This is a genomic window from Arthrobacter sp. C152 (assembly GCF_054890965.1).
In genome coordinates this window covers 1-26,149 of the sequence record NZ_JBTZSU010000034.1, presented here as the reverse complement: position 1 = coordinate 26,149, position 26,149 = coordinate 1, and the positions used below count along the sequence as shown (strand labels likewise).

Annotated in this window: 27 protein-coding genes; 12 read left to right on the top strand and 15 right to left on the bottom strand. The window is 67.8% G+C overall.

Annotated features, from left to right (window positions below; genetic code table 11):
• Window positions 1-7: 7 nt before the first annotated feature.
• The 5 genes from ACYSM9_RS17980 to ACYSM9_RS17960 form a co-directional block, all read right to left on the bottom strand.
• Window positions 8-631, bottom strand: coding sequence for an energy-coupling factor transporter transmembrane component T family protein (locus ACYSM9_RS17980; protein ID WP_461858319.1), 624 nt, complete (start codon window positions 629-631; stop codon window positions 8-10).
• Window positions 628-1,359, bottom strand: a complete 732-nt coding sequence (locus ACYSM9_RS17975; RefSeq protein WP_461858318.1) for an energy-coupling factor ABC transporter ATP-binding protein — start codon at window positions 1,357-1,359, stop codon at window positions 628-630. Before ACYSM9_RS17975 ends, ACYSM9_RS17980 begins: the two co-directional genes overlap by 4 nt.
• Before the next feature lie 10 nt (window positions 1,360-1,369).
• Window positions 1,370-2,014 (bottom strand): biotin transporter BioY, encoded by a 645-nt coding sequence (locus tag ACYSM9_RS17970; RefSeq protein WP_461858317.1) that lies wholly within the window; start codon window positions 2,012-2,014, stop codon window positions 1,370-1,372.
• 174 nt (window positions 2,015-2,188) lie between these two features.
• Window positions 2,189-3,001: a hypothetical protein gene (locus tag ACYSM9_RS17965; protein WP_461858316.1), complete on the bottom strand. Its 813-nt coding sequence runs from the start codon at window positions 2,999-3,001 to the stop codon at window positions 2,189-2,191.
• A gap of 19 nt (window positions 3,002-3,020) precedes the next feature.
• On the bottom strand, window positions 3,021-4,085 hold the full coding sequence (locus ACYSM9_RS17960) for a spore photoproduct lyase family protein (RefSeq protein ID WP_461858315.1): 1,065 nt from the start codon (window positions 4,083-4,085) through the stop codon (window positions 3,021-3,023).
• Window positions 4,086-4,278: 193 nt separating this feature from the next.
• On the opposite strand from ACYSM9_RS17960, the gene ACYSM9_RS17955 reads away from it, so the two are divergent.
• Window positions 4,279-5,877, top strand: a complete 1,599-nt coding sequence (locus ACYSM9_RS17955) for an ABC-F family ATP-binding cassette domain-containing protein (RefSeq protein WP_461858314.1) — start codon at window positions 4,279-4,281, stop codon at window positions 5,875-5,877.
• 5 nt (window positions 5,878-5,882) lie between these two features.
• Here the strand turns inward: ACYSM9_RS17955 and ACYSM9_RS17950 are convergent, their stop codons facing one another.
• The 4 genes from ACYSM9_RS17950 to ACYSM9_RS17935 are packed head-to-tail and all read right to left on the bottom strand — an operon-like array spanning window position 5,883 to window position 7,930.
• A complete protein-coding gene (locus ACYSM9_RS17950) occupies window positions 5,883-6,359 on the bottom strand; it encodes a YbaK/EbsC family protein (protein WP_461858313.1) in 477 nt (158 codons plus the stop codon).
• Window positions 6,360-6,362: 3 nt separating this feature from the next.
• Window positions 6,363-7,238, bottom strand: coding sequence for an SURF1 family cytochrome oxidase biogenesis protein (locus tag ACYSM9_RS17945; RefSeq protein ID WP_461858312.1), 876 nt, complete (start codon window positions 7,236-7,238; stop codon window positions 6,363-6,365).
• Window positions 7,239-7,502 (bottom strand): hypothetical protein, encoded by a 264-nt coding sequence (locus ACYSM9_RS17940; protein WP_461858311.1) that lies wholly within the window; start codon window positions 7,500-7,502, stop codon window positions 7,239-7,241.
• A complete protein-coding gene (locus ACYSM9_RS17935; RefSeq protein WP_461858310.1) occupies window positions 7,499-7,930 on the bottom strand; it encodes a DUF3099 domain-containing protein in 432 nt (143 codons plus the stop codon). Before ACYSM9_RS17935 ends, ACYSM9_RS17940 begins: the two co-directional genes overlap by 4 nt.
• Window positions 7,931-8,082: 152 nt before the next feature.
• Here ACYSM9_RS17935 and ACYSM9_RS17930 point away from each other — a divergent pair, with 152 nt between their 5' ends.
• From ACYSM9_RS17930 to ACYSM9_RS17920, 3 genes are all read left to right on the top strand, one after another.
• Complete coding sequence (locus ACYSM9_RS17930) at window positions 8,083-8,808, top strand: beta-ketoacyl-ACP reductase (protein WP_461858309.1); 726 nt, start codon at window positions 8,083-8,085, stop codon at window positions 8,806-8,808.
• Between the two features lie 138 nt (window positions 8,809-8,946).
• Window positions 8,947-9,711, top strand: coding sequence for an SDR family oxidoreductase (locus tag ACYSM9_RS17925; protein ID WP_461858308.1), 765 nt, complete (start codon window positions 8,947-8,949; stop codon window positions 9,709-9,711).
• A 117-nt stretch (window positions 9,712-9,828) separates the two neighbouring features.
• On the top strand, window positions 9,829-10,038 hold the full coding sequence (locus ACYSM9_RS17920) for a PLDc N-terminal domain-containing protein (protein ID WP_461858307.1): 210 nt from the start codon (window positions 9,829-9,831) through the stop codon (window positions 10,036-10,038).
• Between the two features lie 8 nt (window positions 10,039-10,046).
• Here the strand turns inward: ACYSM9_RS17920 and serB are convergent, their stop codons facing one another.
• Window positions 10,047-10,940: a phosphoserine phosphatase SerB gene (gene serB, locus ACYSM9_RS17915; RefSeq protein WP_461858306.1), complete on the bottom strand. Its 894-nt coding sequence runs from the start codon at window positions 10,938-10,940 to the stop codon at window positions 10,047-10,049.
• Window positions 10,941-11,076: 136 nt separating this feature from the next.
• Here serB and ACYSM9_RS17910 point away from each other — a divergent pair, with 136 nt between their 5' ends.
• From ACYSM9_RS17910 to ACYSM9_RS17900, 3 genes are read left to right on the top strand one after another with little or no spacing between them, the layout of a single operon-like run.
• Window positions 11,077-11,862 carry an ABC transporter ATP-binding protein gene (locus tag ACYSM9_RS17910; protein ID WP_461858305.1) on the top strand — a complete coding sequence of 262 codons (786 nt, stop codon included), beginning with the start codon at window positions 11,077-11,079 and terminating at the stop codon, window positions 11,860-11,862.
• Between the two features lie 17 nt (window positions 11,863-11,879).
• Window positions 11,880-12,665: a sulfite exporter TauE/SafE family protein gene (locus ACYSM9_RS17905; protein WP_461858304.1), complete on the top strand. Its 786-nt coding sequence runs from the start codon at window positions 11,880-11,882 to the stop codon at window positions 12,663-12,665.
• Window positions 12,666-12,672: 7 nt separating this feature from the next.
• Window positions 12,673-13,566, top strand: coding sequence for a TrmH family RNA methyltransferase (locus ACYSM9_RS17900; protein ID WP_461858303.1), 894 nt, complete (start codon window positions 12,673-12,675; stop codon window positions 13,564-13,566).
• 148 nt (window positions 13,567-13,714) lie between these two features.
• Here ACYSM9_RS17900 and ACYSM9_RS17895 read toward each other — a convergent pair whose 3' ends face one another.
• The gene (locus ACYSM9_RS17895) at window positions 13,715-15,100 is read right to left on the bottom strand and encodes an NAD(P)-binding protein (protein WP_461858302.1); all 1,386 of its coding nucleotides are present in this window, start codon (window positions 15,098-15,100) and stop codon (window positions 13,715-13,717) included.
• A 232-nt stretch (window positions 15,101-15,332) separates the two neighbouring features.
• Here ACYSM9_RS17895 and ACYSM9_RS17890 point away from each other — a divergent pair, with 232 nt between their 5' ends.
• Both ACYSM9_RS17890 and ACYSM9_RS17885 read left to right on the top strand, forming a co-directional pair.
• Window positions 15,333-15,590 carry a type B 50S ribosomal protein L31 gene (locus ACYSM9_RS17890; RefSeq protein WP_003802336.1) on the top strand — a complete coding sequence of 86 codons (258 nt, stop codon included), beginning with the start codon at window positions 15,333-15,335 and terminating at the stop codon, window positions 15,588-15,590.
• Between the two features lie 99 nt (window positions 15,591-15,689).
• Complete coding sequence (locus tag ACYSM9_RS17885; RefSeq protein ID WP_461858301.1) at window positions 15,690-16,775, top strand: lipoate--protein ligase family protein; 1,086 nt, start codon at window positions 15,690-15,692, stop codon at window positions 16,773-16,775.
• Between the two features lie 79 nt (window positions 16,776-16,854).
• Here the strand turns inward: ACYSM9_RS17885 and pepN are convergent, their stop codons facing one another.
• Window positions 16,855-19,503 carry an aminopeptidase N gene (gene pepN, locus ACYSM9_RS17880; protein ID WP_461858300.1) on the bottom strand — a complete coding sequence of 883 codons (2,649 nt, stop codon included), beginning with the start codon at window positions 19,501-19,503 and terminating at the stop codon, window positions 16,855-16,857.
• A gap of 34 nt (window positions 19,504-19,537) precedes the next feature.
• Window positions 19,538-20,581, bottom strand: a complete 1,044-nt coding sequence (locus tag ACYSM9_RS17875) for a YeiH family protein (protein ID WP_461858299.1) — start codon at window positions 20,579-20,581, stop codon at window positions 19,538-19,540.
• Between the two features lie 113 nt (window positions 20,582-20,694).
• Here ACYSM9_RS17875 and ACYSM9_RS17870 point away from each other — a divergent pair, with 113 nt between their 5' ends.
• Genes ACYSM9_RS17870 through ACYSM9_RS17860 form a run of 3 tightly spaced genes read left to right on the top strand, consistent with a single transcriptional unit; the run spans window position 20,695 to window position 24,086 of the window.
• Entirely contained in the window at window positions 20,695-22,251 is a 1,557-nt protein-coding gene (locus ACYSM9_RS17870; RefSeq protein ID WP_461858298.1) for a circularly permuted type 2 ATP-grasp protein, read from the top strand.
• A gap of 60 nt (window positions 22,252-22,311) precedes the next feature.
• On the top strand, window positions 22,312-23,238 hold the full coding sequence (locus tag ACYSM9_RS17865) for an alpha-E domain-containing protein (protein ID WP_009358288.1): 927 nt from the start codon (window positions 22,312-22,314) through the stop codon (window positions 23,236-23,238).
• Window positions 23,235-24,086, top strand: a complete 852-nt coding sequence (locus ACYSM9_RS17860) for a transglutaminase family protein (RefSeq protein ID WP_461858297.1) — start codon at window positions 23,235-23,237, stop codon at window positions 24,084-24,086. The genes ACYSM9_RS17865 and ACYSM9_RS17860 overlap by 4 nt, the downstream gene beginning before the upstream one ends.
• Before the next feature lie 6 nt (window positions 24,087-24,092).
• On the opposite strand, the gene ACYSM9_RS17855 is transcribed toward ACYSM9_RS17860, so the two are convergent.
• Together ACYSM9_RS17855 and ACYSM9_RS17850 are read right to left on the bottom strand one after the other, a co-directional pair.
• On the bottom strand, window positions 24,093-24,560 hold the full coding sequence (locus ACYSM9_RS17855) for a pyridoxamine 5'-phosphate oxidase family protein (RefSeq protein ID WP_461858296.1): 468 nt from the start codon (window positions 24,558-24,560) through the stop codon (window positions 24,093-24,095).
• An 18-nt stretch (window positions 24,561-24,578) separates the two neighbouring features.
• Window positions 24,579-26,030, bottom strand: a complete 1,452-nt coding sequence (locus tag ACYSM9_RS17850; RefSeq protein ID WP_461858295.1) for an SDR family NAD(P)-dependent oxidoreductase — start codon at window positions 26,028-26,030, stop codon at window positions 24,579-24,581.
• Window positions 26,031-26,149: the final 119 nt, after the last annotated feature.

Sequence of the window (26,149 nt, the reverse complement as noted above, 5' to 3'; positions counted from 1 at the left end):
CAGCGCCTCAGTTCTCCGCTTCGCCGAGCCCCCGGGCGGCGAGCGCTTCGCCCGTCTGCCTCGCGTACGCCACCGAGGTGATGAACACGGGCAGGACCAACGCCCGCGGGTTCCGCTCCAGCCCACGGGCCCGGGCGGAATCCCGGACATCCGAGAACGTGCCCGCGATGTAGGGGATGCTCCGCAGCATGATGCCGATGGTCAGGGCGAAGCGCTCCGGATCCGCGCCCAGCGGCTTGAACGGACCCACGGCTTTGACCACGCCGTCCAGAAGCTGCTGGACCGGGGTGGTGGCGGTGAGCAGCGAAGCGGCAACAACGCAGACAAGGATATTCAGGACGATCCGGGCGGCAGTGGGCGCGCCCAGCTGCCACCACTGGAACAGGCCGATCACCAGCAACACCGCCGCGAGGGGACGGACCGCACGCCACAGGCGCTTCACGCCGGCACCGGTCAGCAGGAATAGGCCGCAGAGGACACCCAGCATGGCAGCGGAGATCCGCCAGTCCACGATGATGAAGGACGCCAGGCCGCAGGCGAAGACGAGGAGGAACTTCAATCCCAGCGGGCAGCGGTGGATGAGCGAATCGCCCGGCACATAGTTGGCCAGCAGGAAGCCGTGGCCCCTCACCGGGAATCCCATCCCTCGGAGCCCAGTCCTTCCAGGCACCAGGACCGGTAGGCGGCAACGGCCTCCGCCGGGGCACCATCGAACGTAACCCGGCCCTGGTCGATGACCAATACCCGGTCCATGTCCAGGGCGAGGTCAAGGTCGTGGGTGGACATGATGACCTGTTGGTCCAGGCCCGCCAGGGTCCGGCGGAGCAGTTCCCGGTTGCGCAGGTCCAGCAGCGTGGAGGGCTCATCCAGCACCAGGATTTTCGGGTCCACGGCGAGTACGGCGGCGAGCGCCATCAGCTGCCGCTCGCCGCCGGAGAGCTCATAGATGCTCTGGTCGGCCAGGGGCAGCAGGCCAAGGCGTTCGAGAGCGGCCTCGGCGTGGGCGTGGCGCTCGGCGCCGTTGCGCACCGAACGCCGCAGGGAGAGTTCCACGTCCTCCCTGCCGGTGGGCATCACCAGCTGGGACAGCGGATCGGTGAAGACGAAGCCGACATTCCGGCGGACCTTCCGCACGGCACGCACTGTATCGTCGCCGTCGACAGTGACCGCGCCCGCAGTGGGCTGGATGAGTCCGTTGACCAGGCGCAGCAGCGTGGACTTGCCGGATCCGTTGGCTCCGATCACGCCAACCCGGGCTTCATCCAGGCGCAGGTTGACGGATTCGAGCAGGACTTTGGGCTGCGGGTTGTTGTCCTGTTCGACGGCGACGGCCGCCTGGTCAAAGATCACTGCAGGCATGTGCCGGGTCCTAGGCCTTCCCGGCCGGGGCCGCGGGACGGCGTACACGGCGGACCAGGACGTCGGGGAAGGCCCGGTGGAGGGCGACGGCGATGGCGGCGGCGAGGACGTTCTTGATGATGTCCCCCGGGTAGAAGATCAGGTCACTGAAGAACGCCTGGCCGAGCGTGGCTTTGGAGTTCAGGGCGATGCCGAGGATACCCAGCGAGTGCACCACCACGACGCTGGTGGCGGTGGCGGAGAGGAAAAACCACAGGGCCCGTGCCTTGGTGGTCCGGCGGATCACCATCGTGGCCAGCCAGCCCACGATGCCGGCCGCGATGGGGAAGGCAATGATGTACCCGGCGGAAGGCCCGGCCAGGATTCCCAGCCCGCTGCGGCCCTGGCTGAAGATGGGCAGGCCGGCGAGGCCCAGCAGCGTGTAGAGGCCGACGGCGGCGAACCCGCGGGCGGGTCCCAGCACCAGGCCGGTCAGCATCACCGCCAGGGTCTGGAAGGTGATGGGGACGCCGAAGCCGTTCAGGGCCAGTCCGGGCACCAGGGCTGCGCCGGCCACCAGGGCGGCGAAGACCGCGATCAGTCCGAGGTCGGTGCCGTTCCAGCGGCGGCGGTCGGTGCGGGGACTGTTCTGTGTGGGGGTGTCGGTGTTGCTCATGGCGGTCCTGTCGGGGTTGTACAAACGGAATCTAGGGTACCGCCGACGTTACCGGCGCCGGGGTGGCCCCATTTTGTAGGGCGCCTACTAAAGCGGCGTGGCCATGCTGACGGCTGGGCACAAATGCGGCACCGCCGGGCTGCCTGTCTTTGCGCCTGCACAGGGGAGCGCCGCTCAGGCGGGGGCCAGCGGCAGCACCAGCAGGTAGCCGGCGGGGAGGTTGCTGCTCCACCGCCGGGGCTCGCGCACCACGAACTGGGTGGCCAGCTGTTCCGGGCTCAGCAGGCTGTTGGGCGGAGGCGAGGGGCCCCACTGCCCGCTGCCGTAGGGGTAGAGCGGATCCAGGACATGGATGCCGGTCACGGTGAAGTCCGCGAACTGGCGGGGATCGCCCACCGATTCGAATCCACTCATTACCCACGCGTGGCGGCCGCTCCACATGACCAGCCCCACCGGCCTGCCTGTCGCAGTCATGGCGCCGGCGGCGGTGCGCAGTGCGGTGGCGTAGTCGGCGATGCTGACCACGCCGTAGCCACCCATCCCGGACTGGGTCAGGACCTCTGCCCAGCCATACGGGTTGGCACCGTTGAACGAGTCTGACGAGCGTGCCCGCGCCATCTGCCAGAGGTCGCCCTGCTGGGTGGGATCGGACCACGTGGCCGTTCCCGTGGCATCCGCCAGGTTGTGCGCCATCTGGATGCTCGCCGCGACGCACCAGTCGAACGTGTACTGCGGTACGAAATCGCCGTCCTGGTAGAGGTTGAGGGCGAACGGCTGGGGGACCGGAGGTTGGGCGGGTGCCGGGGGAGGAGCGGCAACGGTGGATGGGGCCGGGGACGGCGGGGTGCTGGTGCCCACCGCCGTGGCGGCGGAGGTGGCCGGTGCGACGGTGGCGGCCTCGTCGAGGCTGACGGCGGGTGTGCAGCCCGACAGGAGGCCGGCCAGGAGGGCGGACCAGGCCACAAGGCGAAAACCGGCGCCAGTCATGATCTGCCCAGTTTAATCCTCAGAACGCGTAGCGGATACGGCAGTAGGGCGCAATTTCGCCGATGAGCTTCGTGAGCTGGTTGACGTACCGGGCCTTGGTTCCGGAGCGGTAGCGGACGTTGGTGAAGCCGTTGGACGACACTTTCGCTTCCTGCAGGTCCGGGCGCCACAGGACACGCTCGGCCTGCGGATGCCACCCCAGGTTGACCTGGTGCAGTTGCTCGTTGTGGGTGAGGAAGATGATTTCCGCAGCGAGCTGGGCCTTCGCGGCGGGGCTCAGCACCGCGTCGAGCTCGCGCAGCAGTTCCGCCCAGTCGCTGAGCCAGGTGTCCGTAACGATGACGGGGGAGAAGTTCACGTGCACCTCATACCCGGCGTCGACGAAGTCGTTGATGGCTGCCATGCGCCCGGACACCGGTGAGGTCCTGACGTCCACCGATTTCGCCAGCTGCGCCGGCATGAGCGAGAAGCGGATCCGCGTGTGTCCGCCGTGGTCCCAGTCCAGCATTGCCGGGTTGACGAACTTGGTGGCGAACGACAGCTTGGCGTTGGGCAAATCACGGAAGAGCGTCACCAGGTCTTCCACGTTGTCGCTGATCAGCGCATCCACGGAGCAGTCGCTGTTTTCCCCGATGTCGTACACCCAGAGCCAGGGGTCGCACTGGTTTGGCTCCAGTTTCAGGCCCTGACGGGTGGCATGCCGCTCCACCGCCCGGGCGATCTGGTCGATGTTCGCGAACACCGTGACCGGGTTGCTGTAGCCCTTGTGCCGTGGTACGTAGCAGTAGGCGCAGGCCATGGCGCACCCGTTCGCCGTCGAGGGGGCGATGAAGTCCGCGGAACGGCCGTTGGGTTTGACGGTCAGGGCTTTCTTGACACCGAGGACCAGCGCTTCTGTCTTGATCCGGGACCAGCGGGGCACGTTCGTCTCGTCGCCGTGAACCTCCGGAATGTTCCAGTGGTTTTCGACCAGGACGACGTCGGCTTCGGGCCAGCGTTCCACAATCTCCCTGCCCCGGGGAAGGTCCAGGGCAGCCTGCTGCGCGTAAATACGCCGGATCTGCAGCAGGCGGTCGAAGTCCATGGGTCCATTCTCGATGGATGCTGGCCTCCCGGGGGCAGTTTAAGCCCTGGGCGTCCGCCCCGGCAGGCCGCCGTCGTTGGTTTAGGCGGACCAACGGTAGACTGGGGCAGGCCGTTCTGCCGCCCATTGCCGCCCACGCTCCTGACGCCACGGGGGTGGCGGCCCACCCCTTTGCTGAAAGGCTTTACCTGCTGTGATTACTGTCCAGGATCTTGAACTGCGTGCCGGCGCCCGCCTCCTGATGGACCAGGTGAGCTTCCGCATCGACAAGGGGGACAAGATCGGGCTGGTCGGCCGCAACGGCGCCGGCAAGACCACGCTCACCCGGGTCCTTGCGGGCGAGGGCCTCCCGGCGGCCGGGAAGGTCACCCGCAGCGGCGAGATCGGCTACCTGCCCCAGGACCCGCGCACCCCGGACATGGATCAGCTGGCCCGCGACCGGATCCTTTCCGCACGCGGCCTGGACATTGTCGTCGGCAAACTGCGCAAGGCCCACGACGAGATGGCCAGCGAGAACGCCGATGTCCAGCGCAAGGCCATGAACCGTTACGACCGGCTGGAGTCCGAATTCCTGGCGGCCGGCGGCTACGCGGCGGAAGCCGAAGCTGCTTCGATTTGCTCCAACCTTGCCCTCCCTGACCGCCTCCTGAACCAGCCACTCAAGACACTGTCCGGCGGGCAGCGCCGCCGCGTGGAGCTCGCCCGCATCCTGTACTCCGACGCCGAGACCATGCTCCTGGACGAACCCACCAACCACCTGGACGCCGACTCCATCGCCTGGCTCCGTGACTTCCTCAAGAACCACCAGGGCGGCCTGATCGTGATCAGCCACGACGTCGAACTGCTCGAAGCCACGGTCAACAAGGTCTACCACCTGGATGCGAACCGGGCCCAGATCGACGTCTACAACATGGGGTGGAAGCGGTACCTGCAGCAGCGCGAAACCGATGAACGCGCCCGCAAGCGTGAACGTGCCAACGCCGAGAAGAAGGCGCAGGTCCTCATGGACCAGGCCAACAAGATGCGGGCGAAAGCCACCAAGGCCGTTGCCGCGCAGAACATGGCCAAGCGCGCCGAGCGGCTGCTCAGCGGCCTCGAAGCAGTACGGGAGCAGGACCGCGTCGCAGCGCTGCGCTTCCCCGACCCCTCACCCTGCGGCAAGACGCCGCTCACGGCCGAGGGCCTGAGCAAGTCCTACGGATCCCTGGAGATCTTCACCGACGTCGACCTCGCCATCGACCGCGGGTCGAAAGTGGTCATCCTGGGCCTGAACGGTGCCGGCAAGACGACGCTGCTGAGGATGCTGGCCGGCGTTGACCGGCCGGACACCGGCGACATCGTACCCGGGCACGGGCTCAAGGTGGGCTACTATGCGCAGGAACACGAAACCCTGGACCACAACCGCACGGTGCTGGAGAACATGCGCTCGGCTGCGCCCGACATGAAGGACGCCGAAGTGCGCGGCATCCTGGGCTCGTTCCTGTTCTCGGGCGATGACGTTGACAAGCCTGCCGGCGTGCTGTCCGGCGGGGAAAAGACCCGCCTGGCCCTCGCCACGATCGTGGCTTCCAGCGCCAACGTCCTGCTCCTGGACGAACCCACCAACAACCTCGACCCGGCCAGCCGCGCCGAAATCCTGGGCGCCCTGCGCAACTACACCGGCGCCGTCGTCCTGGTCAGCCACGACGAAGGTGCCGTCGAGGCCCTGAATCCGGAGCGCGTGGTGCTGCTGCCAGACGGCGTGGAGGACCACTGGAACGAGGACTACCTGGACCTGATCACGCTGGCCTAGCTAGCTCAGCGCACCTGGAGTTCCAGCGCCCCCGTAATTCTTTTTAGCTGGGGGTAGGTGATGCTGAACATCGACTGGTGGTCTCCTGCTCCGGCCCAGAGCAGGTCGTGGGCCTGCAGCGACTCGTCGAGGAGGGTCGTGATCCTCTTCGGGTGGCCTATCGGCGCCACGCCGCCCACCTCCTGGCCGGTGTGTTCGAGGACGAACGCAGGGGAGGCGCGGCGGATTGTACCGCTGCCAAGCTGCTTGGCCACCAAGGACGTGTCCACCCGGGCCGCCCCGCTGGCCAGGATCAACAGCGGCTCGCCGCCGAGGTCGAACACCAGGCTGTTGGTGATCGCGGCGAGGTCGCAGTCCAGCGCTTCAGCTGCCGCCGCCGCCGTGGGTACACCCGTAGCGAAAGTCCGCACGGTGTCACCGACGCCGGCGCCCACCAGAGCCGAGCGCACCAAGCCGACCGGGCCGCCGTCGTAATCCGTCACGGCTTAGAACCCCTGCGCGTCCAGGAGCGCATCTTCCTCTTCTTCCGCTGTCGCCTTCTTCCGCTTGCGGGGCTCCGGACGGCGGCGGGCGGCCGGGACTGCCGAGTGGACGGTGCCGTCGGCCGGCACCCCGTCCTCGTCCTCGGCATCAATGGCGGCGTTGCGCGCCTGCTGCCGGGCCGCGTAGCCGAAGCCGACGAACATGAGCACGCCGAAAGCGAACCACTGCAGCGAATACGACAGATGCGTCCCCTCGTCCGTGGACGGCTTGGGGAACGGGACCGGCATGTCGGCGGCGGGCGGCGTCTCCGAGGCGAGCTGGCCGTAGGCGCCGGTCAGCAAGGGGTAGCCAAGCTGCGCGGCGTAGGTGGGAAGGTCGATGGACGCCAGCTGGCCTTCGGGGGCCCCGCGCTGGAGTTCCGGCTCGCCTTGCTTCAGGCGTACGACGGCGGTCACCTCACCGGAGGGAGGCGCCGGCACCGAATCCGGGCTGCCCGGGTTCCTGTTGCCGATCGGCAGCCAGCCACGGTCGATGACGACCGTCTCTCCGGTATCCAGCCGGAACGGGACCACCACTTCGTATCCGGGCTGCCCGTTGAGCGGACGGTTCCGGACCACGCGCTGTCCCGCGGCGTCGTAGGAGCCCTTCAGCTCCACCTGGGTCCACTCCTTGGCGGGGTCCAGCCGGGTGAACTGGTCGCGGGCCTGCGCGAAGGGAACCGGCGTGGCTGAATAGTTGCTGACCACCCGGTTGATTTCGGCCAGGGTCTCTGCCCTCCGGTCCATCTGCCAGCGGCCCAGGAACACGCACGCCGTGGCGAAGATCGCGGCCAGCAGCAGATAGCCCAGCCACTTGCTGGAGAAAAGGAAACGGTACATTCAGAGGTCCTGCGCCATGGAAACCGGACCGTCGCCTTCGATCGGGACGGTCTCCTTCCACAGGCCGCGGGTCTGCAGGTAGTCCTGGAGCCAGTCCCGGTGGTCCGTGCAGGCCAGCCAGATCTTGCGCCGCTCGGGGTCGTGGATTTTCGGGTTGTTCCAAAGCAGCTGCCAGGACGCCTCCGCCCGGCAGGCCTTGCGGGAGCAGATGGCGCCGGGCTCGGACGCAACGTCCGTTCCCGCCGCGAAATCGAAGATGCTCATGATGCCTGCCGCTCCTCTCCTGGGCCTGCTTCGTCGTCCCTGACCACTTCGCCCTGCAGCACGGCGCTCCCCGGTTCATCGGCGTCGACGGGGCCGGCGGGACTTTCGAGCTCGGCCAGGGGAGCGGAATCGAGCAGCAGGTCGCTGTGGGCCTCGGCCTTGTCGCTGCCGTTCGCTATGACCACGGCGATCCACGGCAGGAAGACGGCACCGGCAACGGCAATGATCTTGAACCAGCCGTCAACCACGAAAATCAGGATCAGGCACACCATGCGGATCCCCATCGCCAGGGCGTACTTGATCATGCGCTGGCGCATGTCTTCCGAGTGCGCGCCCGCGGCATCCGTAATGCTGTGGACCCCGGTATCGCCGGAGAACCGTGACGGTTCTTCAGGCGCGGAGTGTCCCGCATGGTTTTCAAGGGTCACTGTGTTTGATCACGCTCCAAAGGCTTCCCTTAATTCTCGCACCATCGGCAGTGCTGCCCAAACCCGTGCCGGGGCTGCCGCTAAGATCAAAGGCAGCCCAAACCACACCTTGCTACCGCGGCGCAGCCTGCCGCAGATTCCGGAGCCCCTCCATGACTGAAGCAGTTCCCGCCGCCCGCAGCGTCCTGATCACCGGCGGCAACCGCGGCATCGGCCTGGCCATCGCGGAAGCATTCCTGGCCAATGGGGACAAGGTGGCAGTGACGTACCGCAGCGAAGCAAAGCTGCCCGAGGGCATCCTCGGGGTGAAGGCGGACGTCACCGACGAAGCCTCCATCGATGCCGCCTTCAAGGAGGTCGAAGCCGCCCACGGTCCCGTGGAGGTCCTGGTGGCCAACGCCGGCATCACCAAGGACACCCTGTTGCTGCGCATGAGCGAGGACGATTTCACCTCCGTGATTGATACCAACCTCACCGGCGCCTTCCGGGTCATCAAGCGCGCGTCCAAGGGCATGATCCGGCTCCGCAAGGGACGCGTGGTCCTGATTTCCTCGGTCTCCGGCCTGTACGGCGCCCCCGGCCAGATCAACTACTCAGCCTCCAAGGCCGGCCTGCTGGGCATCGCCCGTTCCCTCACCCGTGAACTCGGTTCCCGCGGCATCACCGCCAACGTGGTGGCTCCCGGGTTCATCAACACCGACATGACCGCCGAGCTGCCCGAAGCCACCCAGAAGGACTACCTGGCCAGCATCCCGGCCGGGCGCTTCGCCGAAGCCGCCGAAGTGGCCAACGTGGTCCGCTGGGTTGCCAGCGACGAGGCTGCCTACATCTCCGGGGCGGTCATCCCGGTGGACGGCGGCCTGGGCATGGGTCACTGACGCTGTTCCACACTGCCCTGCGGGGACTAGCCGCACGGTCCTTAATTGTGGGACCCGGACAAACATTCCGGCACTGCCCGCTGGCATTATGGACTGCAGGCCACACCAATTTAGACGTTTCGAACAAAGGAAGCACGTATGGGACTGCTGGAGAACAAGACCGCCATCGTTACCGGATCATCCCGGGGCATCGGCGCGGACGTAGCCAAGATCCTCGCCTCGGAGGGCGCCGCCGTCGTCGTCAATTACCGCCAGAAGGCACCCCGCGCCAACAAGGTGGTGCAGGGAATCGAAGCCGCGGGCGGCCGCGCCGTTGCCGTCGGCGCCGACCTCACCACCCAGGAGGGAGTGCAGGCACTGGCCTCCGCCGCCATGGAGAACTTCGGGTCCCTGGACCTCCTGGTCCTCAACGCCTCCGGCGGCATGGAGACCGGCATGGGCGAGGACTATGCGCTTAAGCTGAACCGCGACGCGCAGATCAACATGCTCAACGCCGCGGTGCCGCTCATGAAGGAGGGCTCCCGGGTGGTGTTCGTCACCAGCCACCAGGCCCACTTCATCAACACCGTTCCCACCATGCCCGCTTACGAGCCCGTGGCCCGCAGCAAGCGCGCCGGTGAAGACGCACTGCGCGAACTGATCCCCAACCTGGCGGAAAAGGGAATCACCCTGGTGGTGGTCTCCGGCGACATGATCGAAGGCACGGTCACCGCCACGCTGCTGGACCGCTCCACCCCGGGCGCCATCGAGGCCCGCCGCGCGGAGGCCGGCAAGCTGTATTCGGTGGAGGAATTCGCGCAGGTTGTGGCCGGGATGGCTACCGCCGATGTCGAATCCGGCCACACCGAGTACGCCGGCGGAGCCGACTACTTCGGCAAGGGCGCCGGGCAGGCGTCCAGCTAAGCGCCCAGCCCCCTGGCAGGCAGGATGTGGCACCGTCCCGGCGGCGGTGCCGCACCCTGCCTCCTGCTGTCTAAAGGGAGCGTTCACAAGGAGCCGGACCAGCGCGATAATAGGGGCATGAACCTTGGGCAGCCCACGTTCTGGCTTCCGCAGGTGGTTCTTGCCGCCGCGGTGGTTTTCTGGGCCTACTGCCTGGCGGACTTCACCCGGGCCGATCCCCGGCGGATCCGGGGGATGACCCGGGACGCGTGGCTCGTCCTGCTGGTGGTGGGCAACGTGTTTGGCGGCCTGGCCTGGCTGCTTGCCGGGCGGCCCCGCCCGCGTTAGCAGCGCTGTCAGACGCCCGCGATGTAGCGGACGGCATCCAGGTACGGCATGTTCAGCGCAGCGTCGGCCACTGCCCGGACGGCGGGCTTGGCGTTGAAGGCCACCCCGATGCCGGCGGCGCCGAGCATGTCCAAATCGTTGGCGCCGTCGCCCACGGCAATGGTGTGTTCGAGGGCAATGCCCTCGGCGGCTGCCCACTCCCGCAGGTACTTCTCCTTGGCGGCGCGGTCCACTACGGCGCCAAGCACCTTCCCGGTCAGGGCGCCGTCCACGATTTCCAGCTCGTTGGCCTGCCAGTAGTCAAGGGACAGTTCGTCCGCGATCGGCTCAAGGATCTGGTTAAAGCCGCCCGACACCACGGCCACGGCGTGGCCTGCCGCCTTGAAGGCTGCCACCAGCTCAGCGGCACCTTCGCTGAGTTTCACTTCGTTCCGGACGGAATGGACGACGTCGGCCGGCAGCCCGGCGAGTACGGCCACCCGGGCGTGCAGGCTTTGGGCGAAGTCCAGTTCGCCGCGCATGGCGGCCTCGGTGACAGCCGCCACCTCCTCACGCTTACCGGCGTAGGCGGCCAGGAGTTCGATGACTTCCTGCTGGATCAGGGTGGAGTCCACGTCCATGATCAGCAGCTTCCGCGCCGCGGACCGGAGGCCGGAAGGCACCAGCGCCGTATCAAAGCCATCGATGGCGGCGTCGGCCACGGCGCGGCGCAGGGCTGCAACGCCGGCGGCCGTCGCGTCCGGCAGGGCCAGTTCGGCCACGTGCACGCTGTAACGTTCATCACCCCGGGAGTCCTCGGTGAGCACGCCGGCGCCGGCGGATGCCAGGACGGAACGCAGCTGCTCCAGCCCGGTGGGGGTCATATTTTGGCCATAGCTGACCGCAGTCACGTTCGAAGTCATGCCTGCAATCTTATCGAGCGGCGGCAGGGTCCCCTGAATTCATTGCGCACCGGCACATTTGCCGCGGGGGATGGCGCTTTTGCGGGGCCCCCTCCGGTTATCAGTCGGCTCCTTTTTTGTCCTAGTGTCTACTCCTATGAGTGATGTTCTGGAACTGGACTCCGTCAGCGTTGTCCGTGGCAAAAAGACCCTGCTGGACAAGGTCGACTGGCAGGTCAACGAAGGCGAACGCTGGGTGATCCTTGGTCCCAACGGCGCCGGCAAGACCACACTCCTCCAGATCGCGGCAGCCAGGCTGCACCCGAGCAGCGGCACCGCCGGCATCCTTGACGAAGTGCTGGGCCGCGTGGACGTCTTCGAACTGCGTCCCCGCATCGGCCTGTCCTCCGCGGCCCTCGCCACCCAGATCCCGGAACAGGAGAACGTCCTCAACGTGGTGGTCACCGCCGCCTACGGTGTCACTGGCCGCTGGCGGGAAGGGTACGAACGCGACGACGAACGCCGCGCCTTCCGCCTGCTCAACGACTGGGGCATGGGGCCGCTGCTCAACAGGACCTTCGCCACCCTGTCCGAAGGAGAGCGCAAGCGCGTCCAGATCGCCCGCGCCCTCATGACGGACCCTGAACTGCTGCTGCTGGACGAGCCGGGCGCCGGACTGGACCTGGGGGGACGCGAGGAGCTCGTCCACAAGCTCGGTGAGCTCGCCCGCGACGAGGGCGCGCCCGCCATGGTCCTGGTCACCCACCACCTTGAGGAAGTCCCGCCGGGCTTCACGCACGCCATGCTCCTGCGCGACGGCGGCGTCGTCGCCGCCGGCCCCATCACCGAGGTGCTGACCGAAGAGCACCTGAGCACCACCTTTGGCCTGCCGCTGGACGTGTCCGAAAACGCCGGACGCTACACGGCCACGGCCCGCCGCTAGGGCAGGCTCTCCCCGGTTTGGAACTTTTCAGCAGCATCATTGTGTCCATCGCCGGCCTGTGGGCCGGCACCATCAACGCCGTGGTGGGCTCCGGCACCCTCGTCACCTTCCCCGTGCTGATCGCACTGGGGGTGGCGCCCGTCGTCGCCTCCATGAGCAACGCCATGGGGCTGGTGGCCGGGACCGCCGCCGGGGCCTTCGGCTACCGGCGCGAACTGGCCGGCCGCGGCCGGCAGGTCCTGCGCCTGCTGCCCGCATCCGTGCTGGGTGGTGTTTCCGGAGCCTGGCTGCTGCTGCACCTGCCGGAAAAGGTCTTCCACTACGTCGCGCCGGCGCTGCTGGTCCTTGCGCTGCTCATGGTGGTGTTCCAGCCGCGGCTCCAGGACTGGGTGCGCAACCGTGAGGCCAACCCGGAGCACGCCGTGCGGGACAAGCGCCACGGCATCCTGCTGGTGGTCCTCGTCTACCTGGCGGGCGTGTACGGCGGCTACTTTGTCGCAGCGCAGGGGATCCTGCTGGTGGGCATCCTCGGCGTCTTCCTGACCGGGACCATCCAGAACGCCAACGCGATGAAGAACATCCTAGTGCTCGGGGTGAACATGGTGGCGGCCATCTCGTACCTGCTCTTCGCCTTCGACCGGATCAACTGGCTGGTGGTGCTGCTGATCGCGGTCAGTTCCACCATCGGCGGCCTCCTGGGCTCCAAGGTGGGACGAAAGCTGTCCCCGCGTGTCCTCCGGGGGGTCATTTTCACCCTCGGCATCGTGGCCCTCGGCGTCATGATCGCCAACCTGCTGAAATAATCGCCCGGTGACGTTCCACTACCTCGAGTCCGCCGACGACCCCCGCGTCAGCGACTACACCACCCTGACCGACGTGCACCTGCGCAAGCTCCGCGAACCGGCGGAGGGGATGTACATCGCCGAGTCCTCCCGTGTGCTGCGCCGGGCCCTCGCCGCCGGCCACCAACCCCGCTCATTCTTCCTCGCGGAGAAGTGGCTGGCGGACCTCGATGACGTCTTCAAGGCGTACCCCGACGTCCCGGTGTTCATTGGCACGGCCGCACTGCTGGAGGAAATCACCGGATTCCACCTGCACCGCGGCGCCATGGCGGCCATGGAACGTCCCGCGCCGGTACCGCTGCCCGAACTCCTGGCCGGGGCGCGCCGCGTGGCGGTGCTGGAGGACGTCGTGGACCACACGAATGTCATTGACCCCAAAGTACAAGGGCCGGACACCGCTCGACTACCGGGACGATCAAGGATCGCGGTCCTGGAGAACCTTACCGACCATACAAATGTTGGTGCGATTTTCCGCAGTGCCGCAGCCATCGGAGTCGACGCTGTGCTGGTCTCGCCCCAGTGCGCCGACCCGCTGTACCGACGTTCCATCCGAGTGTCGATGGGCACGGTGTTCCAGGTGCCTTGGACGCGGATCGAGTCGTGGCCTGAGGACCTTGAGGTCCTCAAGGAAGCAGGCTACTTCGTGGCCGGCATGTCGCTCGGCGAGGGCGCCATCACTCTTGATGAGCTGGTCGCCCAGGACCATCCGAACCTGGCGCTGGTCTTCGGGACCGAGGGGGACGGGCTGAGACCTGAGACCGATCAAGTGCTCGACGCGCGCGTGACGATTCCGATGATGAACGGTGTCGACTCGCTCAACGTCGCTGCCTCGTCGGCGGTCGCCTTCTACGCGACCAGGTAGTGGCTTGCTACCCAGCGGAAGATTCCCGTCAAGTATGTGCGCGGTGCTCATCGCCTGTAATCAGCGCCTGCGCTGAGCCCTCGGGTAAACAGCGAGCGTTGAGGGCGGACCTCGCCGCTGCGGTGAAGGCCGGCCGACGATGACCGGGTCACGCCGAGGCGATGAGGCGGGGGAGGTTGGAGAGCGCTCCGGCGGCATGGGCCCGGCTGCGCTCGCGAGCTTCGGGGATTCGTGGATCGTCCGCGTAACGCTCCAGCTCGGCGAAAGGATACAGCCGGCTCGTGCGCGACCAAGCGGACACGGCCGGATGGTGGCCGCGTGCCCGGGCGTTCGCCATCAGTGCGGCGTAGGCGATGAGGAAGTCGACATTCCGGTCCCAGAGGTGCAGCGGGCGGCACAGCTTGTTCTTCTGGTCATCGTCCGGGAGTTCGGCTTCGACGACGCCAAGCATCGCGTACTGGAACGAGACCGTGCCCCAGAACATCGGCTGAAGGGTTATGCGGCCAGGTTCGAAGATCGGACGCAGTGGCGGCCGCGCGAGCCCCGACGCCGCGCAATGGACGTGCAGCGTGTCGGGCGTCGTGGGGATGACGCCGTCGTCGAGGATGATGCGGTCGCGCTCGACAGCACGCACGTGGCCGAGGCGGACGACATCCTCGATCTGCCGGAGGAGGGCGATCTCGGCTTCTCCGACGATCGCGCCGTGGAACATCGTGGGCGGCACCGACGGATCGACCCGCAGCAGGATTCCCTGTTCGTCGAGCCGTGCGAAGAGATCGTCAACCGTCGTCGCCTGGGCCATGGCCTCGATCTGTGCGGCGTTCGCGACGTACTGCTCGACAACCATGTCGTGCGGCTGCAGGTAGCGCCGATTCGGCCACCAACCCTCGCGCGGTTTGATCCACGTGAGGTCGGCGGGATCCACACCCCGCTCGAGAAGCCACACACACGTGTCGAGGGCGGTCTTTCCCGCGCCGATCACGGTGAAGCGTCCCGCCGGGTGGGCGAGACGGGCGAGCCCACCGGTGGGGATGCAGCGGACTCCCTCGGCCACGGCAAACGGCGGGGTGGAGCTGGCGGGGATGCGGCCCTCGAGATACCTCGCGTCCACCACGCGGCGGCGCACGCTGACGGGCACGGTGCGGCCGTCCAGGCGGGAGATGATTCGACCTTCGTCAACAAACTCGCACTCGGGCAGGTAAACTACACGACCAGTCGGAAGGAAGACCCGCGTCATCGCCTCTTCGAAGTGCGCGCAAATTTCGCTCGGGCCTGCCAGCTCGTACATGCCTGCGTTCGTGCCGCTGACGTCGCGCCTGTCGGCTCCGAATGGCACGGATTCGACGCCATAGAGGTTCGCGGGCTGGTGCAGCCGAACGAACGGATATGCGTCCTGCCAGTGTCCGCCGGGTGCGTGCCGACGGTCGACGATCGCAACCGTGGCATCCGAATGCGCGAGGATCCGGTCAGTGAAGACCATCCCCGCTGTCCCAGCGCCGACCACCAGATAGTCGGCTTCGACGCGCCCGCGCACGCACCCACAGTAAACCCGGCCGTCTGCGCAGGGGAATCCCCCGGTGCGCAGGTACCGTCGGGAGGTGGCGCCTGCCACCGGGCAGGCCGCGCCGGTTCGTCAGCCCCTTCCGCGTCGGCTATGATTGATTGCTGGTTGTCCTGCTTTATCGGCTTCGGCTGCTGCAGATCCCAGCCATCCCATTCATACCTGGCAACTGGCAAAATCCAGCTGCGTGAACAAAGGTCCCATTATGAAGTCTGATATCCACCCGAAGTACGAAGCTGTTGTCTTCAACGACCTGGCCTCCGGCACCAAGTTCCTGACCCGCTCCACCGTGTCTTCCTCGAAGACCATCGAGTGGGAAGACGGCAACACCTACCCGGTCATCGACGTCGAAATCTCTTCCGAGTCCCACCCGTTCTACACGGGCAAGCAGCGCATCATGGACTCTGCAGGCCGCGTCGAGCGCTTCAACGCTCGCTTCAAGGGCTTCGGCGGCAAGAAGTAATTCCTTCGCCAGAGCTTGTTGTCCAGGAAGCCCGCACCGGCAACGGTGCGGGCTTCCTGCGTTAACCGCGCACCTGTTTTCTGGGGCAGGATGGAAGGCATGACACAGCCCCTTCCACCTGCCAACAACCAGCGGCTCCATGGCGAGTACAAGGTTCCCGGCGGCAAGCTCGTCGTGGCCGACCTGGCCGTGGTGGACGGCCGGCTGGCCGGGGTATCGATCAGCGGCGATTTCTTCCTGGAACCGGATGAGGCGCTGGACGACATCAACCGGGCTCTGACAGGCCTCCCGGACACGACGCCCGCGTCCGACCTCGCCGCGGCCGTCACCGCCGCCTTGCCGGCCGGAGCAGTCCTCTTCGGCTTCTCCGCCGACGCCGTCGCCGTGACCGTCCGCCGTGCACTGGCCAAGGCGACTTCCTGGGCTGACCATGAGTGGAACGTCATCGCGCCCAGTGTCCTGCCCACCGAGATCAACGTGGCCCTGGACGAAGTCCTGACCGAGGCGGTGGGATCAGGGCTGCGCACCCCGACGCTGCGGTTCTGGGACTGGCAGGAGCCGTCCGTGGTCATCGGCAGCTTCCAGTCGGTGCGCAACGAGGTGGATCCGGCCGGCGCCGCCCGGCACGGCATCAACGTGGTCCGGCGGATCAGCGGCGGGGGAGCGATGTTCATGGAAGCCGGCAACTGCATCACCTACTCGCTGTACCTGCCGCAGACATTGGTGGACGGGCTCAGCTTCGCGGACTCCTACCCCTTCCTGGACGCCTGGGTCATGGCCGCGCTGGAGCAGCTGGGCATCAACGCGTTCTACGTCCCGCTGAACGACATCGCCACGGACCAGGGCAAGATCGGCGGCGCCGCGCAGAAGCGCCTGGCCAACGGCGGCATGCTGCACCACGTGACCATGAGCTACGACATCGACGCCGACAAAATGGTGGAGGTCCTGCGGATCGGCAAGGAGAAACTCTCCGACAAAGGCACCCGCAGCGCCAAGAAACGGGTGGACCCGCTCCGGAGGCAGACCGGTCTGGCGCGCACCGCCATCATCGAGGCGATGATGGGCGTCTTCAGCGAGCGCTACGGGGCAACACCGTCACAGCTGACGGGGCAGGAGCTGGCCGCCGCCGAGGAGCGGGTGGCCGCCAAGTTCGGCACCGAGGAGTGGCTCCACCGGGTCCCGTGACGCCGCACTGTGAGCGCCAGGGCGCAGTGAGGCCCCGGTTCGCTGCGCAGGGACCGTCCCTGCGCATCGATGAGCGCCGTCAGTGCGCAGGCGCGGCCGGGGTCGATGAATCCACGACGGCGGCCTGGGCGTTGAGTGCCCGCAGCAGGTGGCTGCGCTGCTCGATGACGATCCGGCGCAACGCGTGCGGGGCGTCCTGGTTGGCGGCGAGCCAGCCGTCCGTCAGCCGGAGCACCCTCTGGTCCTCCGGGCGCGTCCCCGCGGGAAGGTCCTGCGCCGCTGGATACAGGCCACGCAAGATCCGGCCGGCGATCTCGATGCTGCGGGTGTCCCACGTCTTCCGCAGGCACGCAAAATACGGTTCCACATAGGGTTCCAGCCGCTCCGCCGGGGCAGTGGTGAATCCGCTGATAGTCGCAGTGAGCAGCTGGTTGGACAGCTGTGTGCCCTTCACGGCAGCATTCCAGGCCGCGGCCTTGACCTCCGGATCGGGGCGGGAGGCCATTGCGGTGGCATGTCCGGCGCGTCCGGAGGCTGTGGTGTCCCGCTTCAGTTCCGCGTCCAGTTCAGCCGCGGAAGCCTGCCCCTGCGCGGCGAGGGCGTGCCAGAAATGCCAGCGCAGCTCCGCGTCCACGGCCAGGCCTTCGACGGCGGCTGTCCCGTCCAGGAGTCTCCGCAGCCGTGGCAGCAGCACGGGGTCGTGCCGGCTGAGCGTGCCAAGGGTCCGGGCCCAGGCCAGCTGCTGGTCGGACCCCGGGGTGGCCCGGTCCAGTTCGGCAGCCGCGGTGGCCAGGAAGGAGGCGCGCACTGCCGGGCGGCTTCCGGCAGGTGTGTAGCGTTCGACGGCGGTCACGGCGTTGTCGAGGATGTTCAGCAGGACGCCAATGCCCGGCTCGGCCGGGGCGAAGGCAGCGACGGCGTCAACGTAATGCGGGGCCGGGCTCACTCCGTCCCGTGCGGAGTTCCAGAGCGCCGTCCAGCACAGTGCCCGGGCCATCGGGTCGCTGATCCGGTCCAGGGCAGCGCGGACCGTAGCTTCGGAGACCGGATCGAGCCGGACCTTGGCATAGGTGAGGTCGTCGTCATTGACCAGCAGCAGCGCCGGCCGCTGCCGTCCCGCCAGCTGGGGCAGCTCCGTCCGGGCGCCCAGCACGTCTGTTTCGATGCTGCCGGTCCGAGCCAGGGCCCCGGATGCGTCAAAATCGTAGGACCCGACGCGCAGGCGGTGCGGCCGCAGTTCCTCCCGTCCCGTGACAGGATCCGTTGCCTCCTGGACGATCGCGACGGCGGCCGGCACGCCGTCGTCGTCCGTTTCCGGAATGATGTCCAGGGACAGGGTGGAAATTCCGGCTGTCTGCAGCCACTGCTGCGCCCAGCCCGCCAGGTCCCGCCCGGACGCCGCTCCCAGGGGCTCCAGAAGGTCCGCCAGGGTGGTGTTGCCGTAGGCGTGCTTGCGGAAGTAGGCCCGCGATCCGGCGATGAAGGCGTCAAAGCCCACGTACGCCACCAGCTGCTTCAGCACCGAGGCGCCCTTGGCGTAGGTGATCCCGTCGAAGTTCTGCTTGGCCGCTTCCAGGTCAGGGATGTCCGCCACGATCGGGTGCGTGGTGGGCAGCTGGTCCTGGACGTAGGCCCAGGCCTTGCGCTTGTTGGCGAAGTTCACCCACGCGGTGTCCCAGTCCGTTGCGCGGTCAACGCCCAGGGTGCCCATGTAGTCGGCGAAGGATTCCTTCAGCCACAGGTCGTCCCACCACTGCATGGTCACCAGGTCGCCGAACCACATGTGCGCCATCTCGTGCATGAGGGTGTTGGCGCGGCCCTGGTACTGGGCGTCGGTGGCGCGGGAGGTGAAGACGTAGCTTTCGGTGAAGGTGACCAGGCCAGGGTTCTCCATCGCGCCGAGGTTGTACTCCGGGACGAACGCCTGGTCGTATTTGCCCCACGGGTAGGGAAAGTCGAAGAGCCGGTTGAAGAAGTCGAGCCCGCTCTTGGTCAGCCGGAACAGCTCGCCGGCATCGAAGGAGTCCGCCATCGAGGCCCGGCAGTAGAGGGCAAGCGGCACGTCCAGGCGGGTTCCGTCGTCGAGCGTTGCTTCCCAGCGGTCCTCGGCCTTGAAGTAGGGGCCGGCCAGCACGGTGGTGATGTAGGTGGACATCGGCAAGGTGGTGGCGAAGTCCCAGCAGGCCGTGGCCGGGTCGCTGGTGAGCTGTGTGCGCTTCACCTCGGCGCCGTTGGAGGCCACCTGCCACTGCGCCGGCGCCATGACGTGGAAGGTGTAGGTGGCTTTGAGGTCGGGCTGCTCGAAGTTGGCGAACACGCGCCGGGCATCCGCGGGCTCGTACTGGGTGTACAGGTAGCACTGGCCGTCGGCGGGGTCCACGAAGCGGTGCATGCCCTCGCCGGAGCGGCTGTACAGGGCGGTGCCGGTCACCGTCACCTGGTTTTGGGCCAGGAGGTTGTCCAGCCTGATCCGGGAGCCGTCCACCACATCCTCCACCGCCAGGGCCCTGCCGTTGAGGGCCACGCTGTGCACACCGGCGCCGATGAAGTCGAGGAACGTGGAGGCCCCCGGCTTCGAGGCGGTGAAGGTGATGACGCTGCGGGTGGTGTAGCCGGCCACGTCCGGGTCCGCGGCCTGGCGGACATCCAGGGAGACGTCGTAGTCCGCCGTCGTAATCAGGGCTGACCGTTCGGCGGCTTCGCTGCGCTGCAGATTCTCAAGTGGCACCCGGCTATCTAATCACGCTGCCGGTCCGGTCCGGTTACCCGGCGATCAGGAGGGCCGCCGCCAGCCCCAGCAAGGCGATCAGCAGCCACGAAGCCAGCGCCGCCAGGAGCGCCCGGCCCCCGGTGTGCAGCAGGTGCCGGATCCGGACCGCGGAGCCCAGGCCGAACAGCGCAGCGCCCAGCAGGATGTCCTGCAGCGCGGCTCCGGCCTCCAGCCAGGCGTCCGCGAGCCAACCCGAGGAGCGCAGCAGCACCATCGCCACGAAGCCCAGCACGAAAAGGGGCACCACGGGCGGCAGCCTGGCATCCACCCCGTCCGGCCGGGCAGCCCGGCGGTGGTGCACCCCCGCCACAGCGGCGACGGGTGCCAGCAGCAGCACACGGGTGAGTTTGACGACGACGGCGATCGCCAGCGCCGCGGTCCCTGCGGTTTGCGCGGTGGCCACCACCTGGCCGACGTCGTGCACCGACGCACCGGTCCAGGCGCCGAAGACTGCCGCCGTGAGGCCCAGGGGATGCACGAACAGGGGGAGGACGCCGATGGCCAGCGTGCCGCAGAGGGTCACCAGTGCCACGGGCAGGACGGTGTCCGCGTGCCGGATCCTGCGGACGGCGGCCATGGCACCGATCGCGGAAGCCCCGCAGATGGAGAAGCCGGTGGCCACCAGGAGCGAAGTCACCGGCGGCAGGCGGAACGCGCGCGAGATCAGGTAGGTGCCGGCGAAACTGGCCGCCACCACGGCGGCAATCAGGACCAGCGAGAGCCAGCCCAGCCCCAGGACATCCATGATGCTGACTTTGAGCCCGAGCAGGACGATCCCGGCCCGCATGAGGTGCTTGCCGGCGAAGTCCAGGCCGGGGCGGGCGCGTCCCGCGGTCCAGGCCCCCGTGCCGGGAAGGTTCGCGGCCAGGACACCCAGGACCACGGCCAGGGTCATGGCCGGCAGCGCCGGCAGCAGGCCGTGGAGCAGGAACGCCGCGCCCACGGCAAGGGCCGCCGTCGCCAACCCGGCAGCCAGGCGCCCGCCGCGCCGGGAACCGCCCTGGCCGGACGCGTGGGGGTTTCTGCTGGGTGGCACTCACCTACTGTGCAGGATCAGGCCCGGAATCACCGAACCGGCGGGTGGCGCCAACACGCCAGCATGGGGCGCCGTTTATGAATTGGAAACAAAAAGATGGTTGGCTATTGGGCATGCCAGACCTATTCCAGGATTACTCCGAGGCCGCGGGCCGGACCGGAGCCTACGACGAGATGTTCGCCCCCGGGCAGCAGGCACGGGACTCCTACGCCGAGGTGGCGGACGCCCTGCGGAAGCTGTCCCTGGCGGACGTCAGCGCCCGCGCGGACTCCATGGCCCGCACCTTCCTGGACCGCGGCGTCACCTTCGACTACGCCGGCGAAGAGCGGCCCTTTCCGCTCGACATCGTGCCCCGGATCATTCCCGCGGCCGAGTGGGGCGTGCTGGAACGGGGCGTAGCCCAGCGCGTGCGCGCCCTGGAAGCCTTCCTGAACGACGTCTACGACAAGATGACGGTCGTGTCCGACGGCGTGATCCCGCGGCAGCTGGTGACCACCAGCGCCCACTTCCACCGGCAGGTCCATGGTTTTGAACCGGCCGGCGGAGTGCGCGTCCACATCTCCGGCATCGACGTGGTCCGCGACGCCGCCGGCACCTTCCGCGTCCTGGAAGACAACGTCCGCGTACCCTCCGGCGTCAGCTACGTCCTCGAGAACCGCCGCGCCATGGCCAAGGGCCTGCCCGAAGCCTTCGGCCAGCAGCTCATCCGGCCGGTCGAGGAATACCCGCGCCGGCTGCTCTCGGCCCTGCGCAAAACCGCACCGTCCGGCGTCGACGACCCCACCGTCGTCGTCCTCACTCCCGGGGTGTTCAACAGCGCCTACTTCGAGCACACGCTGCTGGCCGGCCTGATGGGCGTCGAGCTCGTCGAGGGCCGGGACCTCATCTGCCGCGGAAACCGCGTCTACATGCGCACTACGGCCGGTGAGCAGCGTGTGGACGTCATCTACAAGCGCATCGACGACGACTTCCTGGACCCGCTGCAGTTCCGGGCGGACTCCATGCTCGGCTGCCCGGGCCTGGTCAACGCCGCCCGCGCCGGCGGGGTCACGATCGCCAACGCCGTGGGCAACGGCGTCGCCGACGACAAACTGGTCTACAGTTACGTTCCTGACCTGATCCGGTACTACCTCGGCGAGGAGCCCATCATCGCGAACGTGGACACGTACCGGCTCGAGGAGAAGGAGGCGCGGGAATACACCCTGGACAACCTCGCCGACCTCGTCGTCAAGCCGGTGGACGGTTCCGGCGGCAAGGGCCTGGTGATCGGCCCGGACGCCTCCCACGATGAACTGGAGGCGCTGCGGCAGCGGATCATCGCCGATCCCCGCGGCTGGATCGCCCAGCCCGTCCTGCAGCTTTCCACCGTGCCCACACTGGGCGGCGACAAGTTCGGTCCCCGGCACGTCGACCTGCGGCCGTTCGCGGTGAACGACGGCGACAACGTCTGGGTGCTGCCCGGCGGCCTGACCCGGGTAGCCCTGAAGGAAGGGTCCTTGATCGTCAATTCCAGCCAGGGCGGCGGTTCCAAGGACACCTGGGTCCTGGCCGATTCGCCCCAGATGCCGGTGGAGACCCTTCCCCGCCAGTCGGTCACGGTCCGTGAACGGGTCTCCGTGTGGCCGGTGGAAAGCAACTGGCGCGACCGCCAGTCGGAGCAGCAGCAGTGACCCCCGCCGTCATTGCCCCCATGATTTTTTCAGTTTCGGGCCCGCAGGAGGTAGCCGCGAATGCTTAGCCGTATTGCCGAATCCTTGTTCTGGATCGGCCGCTACGTGGAACGCGCCGACGGCACCGCCCGCATCCTCGACGTGCACCTGGAGCGGCTGAACCACCTGCCCATGGAGGAACGCAAAAGCGTGGCGCAGGAACTGCTGGCCGTCATGGGCGCGCGCCCGCAGAACGAGGACTTCGGCCTGCCGGAACTGCTCCATGCCCTGGCCTACGACAAGACCAGCGCCACCTCCATCGCAGGTTCCCTGGGCGCGGCCCGCGAGAACGCCCGCCGTGCCCGCGAAACCGTCTCCTCGGGACTGTGGGAGAGCCTGAACACCACGTACTACGGGCTGAGCCAGCACCGCAAGGACGTGGTGGGCACCTACCGGTTCTGCAACTGGACCCTGGAACGCACGGCCATGGTCAGCGGCCTCGCGGACACCACGGTGAGCCACGACGAAAGCTGGCTGTTCCTGGTGCTGGGCCGTTCCCTGGAACGGGCCGACATGACCGCACGCATGCTGTCCACGCGCGATGTCCTCTCGGCCGGCATGTCCTGGGTCAACATGCTCCGCTGCGCCGGCGCCTACGAGTCGTTCCTCCGGACGCGGCGCGCAGCGTTCGGCGACCAGCACGCCGCCGAGTTCCTGCTCCTGGACCGCCTCTTCCCGCGGTCCATCGTCTACGCCCTGCGCGACGCCGACGAGTGCCTGGCCAAGCTGGACCCCTCCGCGCAGCGGGTCGGGTTCATCAACGACGCCCGCAGGATAGTGGGGCAGGCCCGGACCTTCCTCGAGTTCCACCGGACCGACGACCTCATGTCCGAGCTGCCCGAGCACATGGAGCGCGTACAAAAGGCCGTGTCCCAGGCTTCGGACGCCATTTCCCGTAAGTACTTCAATCAGGCGGACGAACTGGCCTGGGTGGGAGAAGTTTCATGACCCGGCTGAGCATCGTCCACCGGACGGCGTACAAGTACAACAAGCGCGTCACCCTGTCATACAACGAAGCCAGGATGACACCGCTGACGGACTCCCAGCAGGTGGTCCTGGAATCGCTGGTCAAGGTCTCCCCGTCGCAGGCGGCGGTCAGCACCTACCGCGACTACTGGGGCACCCGGGTCACTGCCTTCGACATGCAGATGCCGCACGACCACCTGGAGGTGGTTTCCAACATCACCGTGGAAGTGCACCGGGCAGGGAAGATCCCGTCCGGGGCGGACATCGTCGGCTGGGACGTCCTCGCCTCGCCGGAGACCCTCAACGCCTTCAGCGACTGGCTGCCGCAGTCGCGGCTCAGCGGGCCGGGCGACGAGGTCCTGGGCATCATCCCGGACGTCGTGGCCGGGAAGAACCCGCACGAGGCAGCCATGGCGGTGTTCGCCTGGATGCGCGGCGAGATGACCTACATGTCCGGATCCACCGCCGTCACCACCAACGCGGAGGAGGCCTGGGGCCAGCGCCAGGGGGTGTGCCAGGACCTGGCCCACCTGGCCATCGGGGCCCTGCGCAGCTGCGGCATCCCGGCCCGGTACGTGTCGGGCTACCTGCACCCGCGTTCCAGTGCCGGCATCGGCGAAACGGTCGCCGGGCAGTCACACGCGTGGCTGGAATGGTGGGACGGCGAATGGCGCAGCTGGGACCCCACCAACCACAAGCCGGCCGGGGACTTCCACGTGACCGTCGCCCGGGGCCGGGATTACCGGGATGTGACGCCCCTGAAGGGCATCCTGTCCGGCGGCGGCGGGTCGGCGCTCAACGTCAGCGTGGAAATCACCCAGCTCGCGTAGGGGCTGCTACTCGAAGGACGTCTTCGCGGAACTGCTGATCTGGGTCCACCAGGTCATCGGATCCGTGACCTTGAAGCGGCGGCCGGTGACCGAGTCGGGGCTGATGCGGACGAACGCGTCCTTCCGGCCTGCCTGCCAGGGGAAGAGGTACAGCCGGGAGGTCTCAAGCACTTCCTCGGTGCTCTTGACGAGCGCGCCGGTTCCCTTGATCACCACGCTCCACGCCATGCCGGTGCTGGCGTCCACGCCGTCCGCCTCCACGGCCACGGGAGCGTCCCCGGTGGCCGCCGCCAGCTTGGTGCCCTGGCTGGTGCGGAAGACCAGCGTGCCGCCGTCCACCGTGAAGTTCACCGGGAAGATGTCCGGGCGGCCGTCAACGAGGACCGCCAGCCTGCCCACGGACACCGTCCGCAGCAGGGCCCAGCATTCGTGGTGTTCAAGGTTCTGCACTTGGGAGGATGACTCGTTGCTCATGCCGTGAGCATACGCCCATCACCAGGGGCTGGGCTTGTAATCCTTCAGGAAGACGCCGTACTGGTCCTCGCCGTGTTCACCCATGACGATGGGGTCGTAGACCCGCGCCGCGCCGTCCACCAGGTCCAGGGGAGCGTGGAAGCCTTCCTCCATGAGCCGGACCTTGGTGAAGTGCGGACGCTCGTCCGTGATCCAGCCGGTGTCCACGGCGGTCATCAGGATCCCGTCCGTGTCCAGCATCTCCTGGGCGCTGGTGCGGGTCATCATGTTCAGCGCGGCCTTGGCCATGTTCGTGTGCGGATGGCCCGGCCCCTTGTAGGCACGCGAGAACTGGCCTTCCATGGCGGAGACGTTCACGATGTACTTGCGCCGCGCCGTGGAACGCCGCATGGCGCCGCGGAGGCGGCTCACCAGCAGAAACGGTGCAGTGACGTTGCAGAGCTGGACCTCGAGCATCTCCAGCGGGTCCACTTCGTCCACCACCTGGGTCCAGCTATTGATGGTGGCCAGGTCCGGTACCAGGCCGCCCGCGTCGATGGCGGTGCCGGCGGCGATCCGCTCCAGCGAGGCCGACCCGGTGGACAGCGCCAGGGACGTAATGGCGTCGCCGGCCAGGACCGGGTGTTCGGTGACGCTGCCGGCAAGCGCCAGCGGATGCTTGTCGTGGGCGTGGCCGAAGGTCAGCAGTTCCGGGCCGCCGTTGGCCTGCTCCAGGGCGGCCGGCAGCGGTTCATCCTCGGCGTCCACCAGGGGCTTGTAGGCGTTGCCGGAGCGGCGGACCGTCTGGGCCGCGTTGTTGATGATGATGTCCAGCGGACCGGCCTCGTTGAGGGAGTCGGTCAGGGCCATGACCTCCGCCGGGTCGCGCAGGTCGATGCCGACGATCCGGAGCCGGTGCAGCCAGTCGGCGCTGTCCTCCATCGCCGCGAACCGGCGCGCCGCATCCTTGGGGAAGCGGGTGGTGATGGTGGTGTGGGCACCGTCGCGCAGCAGGCGGAGGGCGATGTACATGCCGATCTTCGCGCGGCCCCCGGTGAGCAACGCCCGCCTGCCGGTCAGGTCTGTCCGGGCGTCGCGCTTGCTGTGGCTGAAGGCTGCGCATTCGGGACACAGCTGGTGGTAGAAGGCGTCCACCTGGGTGTAGTGCTGCTTGCAGATGTAGCAGGGGCGGGACCGGATGAGGTGCCCTGCCACCTTGCCGGTGGCCGAGGGTGCGAGCTTGTTGCCGCGGGTTTCGTCGTCGATCCGGTCCGGGGCGGCGGTGGCGGTCTGCGCGATGACGGCCTTGTCCGCTTCGGCAATGAGGTCGCGCTTGGTGACCCGGCGGTGCCGCTTGACGGCTTTGAACATCTTTCCCGTGGCGCGGCGCACCGAGATGTAGTCGGGGTGCTCCTCGTCGTACGCGTGGATCGTGTTCAGGACCTTGAGGCAGGCCTGGATTTCCTCAGGGGTCAGATCGGGGGAGCTCATTAGCCAAATTTTACAGCGTACGCTGCGGGCCGGAGCACCGTCCTGGTGCTCCGGCCCGCGCGGTCCGGTGGGGGGAGGGGATTCCGGATCAGGACACCCGAGCACCGTCCGGTGACGCC

Coding starts and splice junctions, on each gene's coding strand:
- ACYSM9_RS17945 (WP_461858312.1), bottom strand. CDS start 7,238: ATGTACCGTTTCCTTTTCTCCAGCAAGTGGCTGGGCTATCTGCTGCTG.
- ACYSM9_RS17970 (WP_461858317.1), bottom strand. CDS start 2,014: ATGAGCAACACCGACACCCCCACACAGAACAGTCCCCGCACCGACCGC.
- ACYSM9_RS17870 (WP_461858298.1), top strand. CDS start 20,695: ATGCCAGACCTATTCCAGGATTACTCCGAGGCCGCGGGCCGGACCGGA.
- ACYSM9_RS17890 (WP_003802336.1), top strand. CDS start 15,333: ATGAAGTCTGATATCCACCCGAAGTACGAAGCTGTTGTCTTCAACGAC.
- ACYSM9_RS17975 (WP_461858318.1), bottom strand. CDS start 1,359: ATGCCTGCAGTGATCTTTGACCAGGCGGCCGTCGCCGTCGAACAGGAC.
- ACYSM9_RS17920 (WP_461858307.1), top strand. CDS start 9,829: ATGAACCTTGGGCAGCCCACGTTCTGGCTTCCGCAGGTGGTTCTTGCC.
- ACYSM9_RS17885 (WP_461858301.1), top strand. CDS start 15,690: ATGACACAGCCCCTTCCACCTGCCAACAACCAGCGGCTCCATGGCGAG.
- ACYSM9_RS17850 (WP_461858295.1), bottom strand. CDS start 26,030: ATGAGCTCCCCCGATCTGACCCCTGAGGAAATCCAGGCCTGCCTCAAG.
- ACYSM9_RS17910 (WP_461858305.1), top strand. CDS start 11,077: ATGAGTGATGTTCTGGAACTGGACTCCGTCAGCGTTGTCCGTGGCAAA.
- ACYSM9_RS17930 (WP_461858309.1), top strand. CDS start 8,083: ATGACTGAAGCAGTTCCCGCCGCCCGCAGCGTCCTGATCACCGGCGGC.
- ACYSM9_RS17925 (WP_461858308.1), top strand. CDS start 8,947: ATGGGACTGCTGGAGAACAAGACCGCCATCGTTACCGGATCATCCCGG.
- ACYSM9_RS17855 (WP_461858296.1), bottom strand. CDS start 24,560: ATGAGCAACGAGTCATCCTCCCAAGTGCAGAACCTTGAACACCACGAA.
- serB (WP_461858306.1), bottom strand. CDS start 10,940: ATGACTTCGAACGTGACTGCGGTCAGCTATGGCCAAAATATGACCCCC.
- ACYSM9_RS17960 (WP_461858315.1), bottom strand. CDS start 4,085: ATGGACTTCGACCGCCTGCTGCAGATCCGGCGTATTTACGCGCAGCAG.
- ACYSM9_RS17965 (WP_461858316.1), bottom strand. CDS start 3,001: ATGACTGGCGCCGGTTTTCGCCTTGTGGCCTGGTCCGCCCTCCTGGCC.
- ACYSM9_RS17860 (WP_461858297.1), top strand. CDS start 23,235: ATGACCCGGCTGAGCATCGTCCACCGGACGGCGTACAAGTACAACAAG.
- ACYSM9_RS17865 (WP_009358288.1), top strand. CDS start 22,312: ATGCTTAGCCGTATTGCCGAATCCTTGTTCTGGATCGGCCGCTACGTG.
- ACYSM9_RS17940 (WP_461858311.1), bottom strand. CDS start 7,502: ATGAGCATCTTCGATTTCGCGGCGGGAACGGACGTTGCGTCCGAGCCC.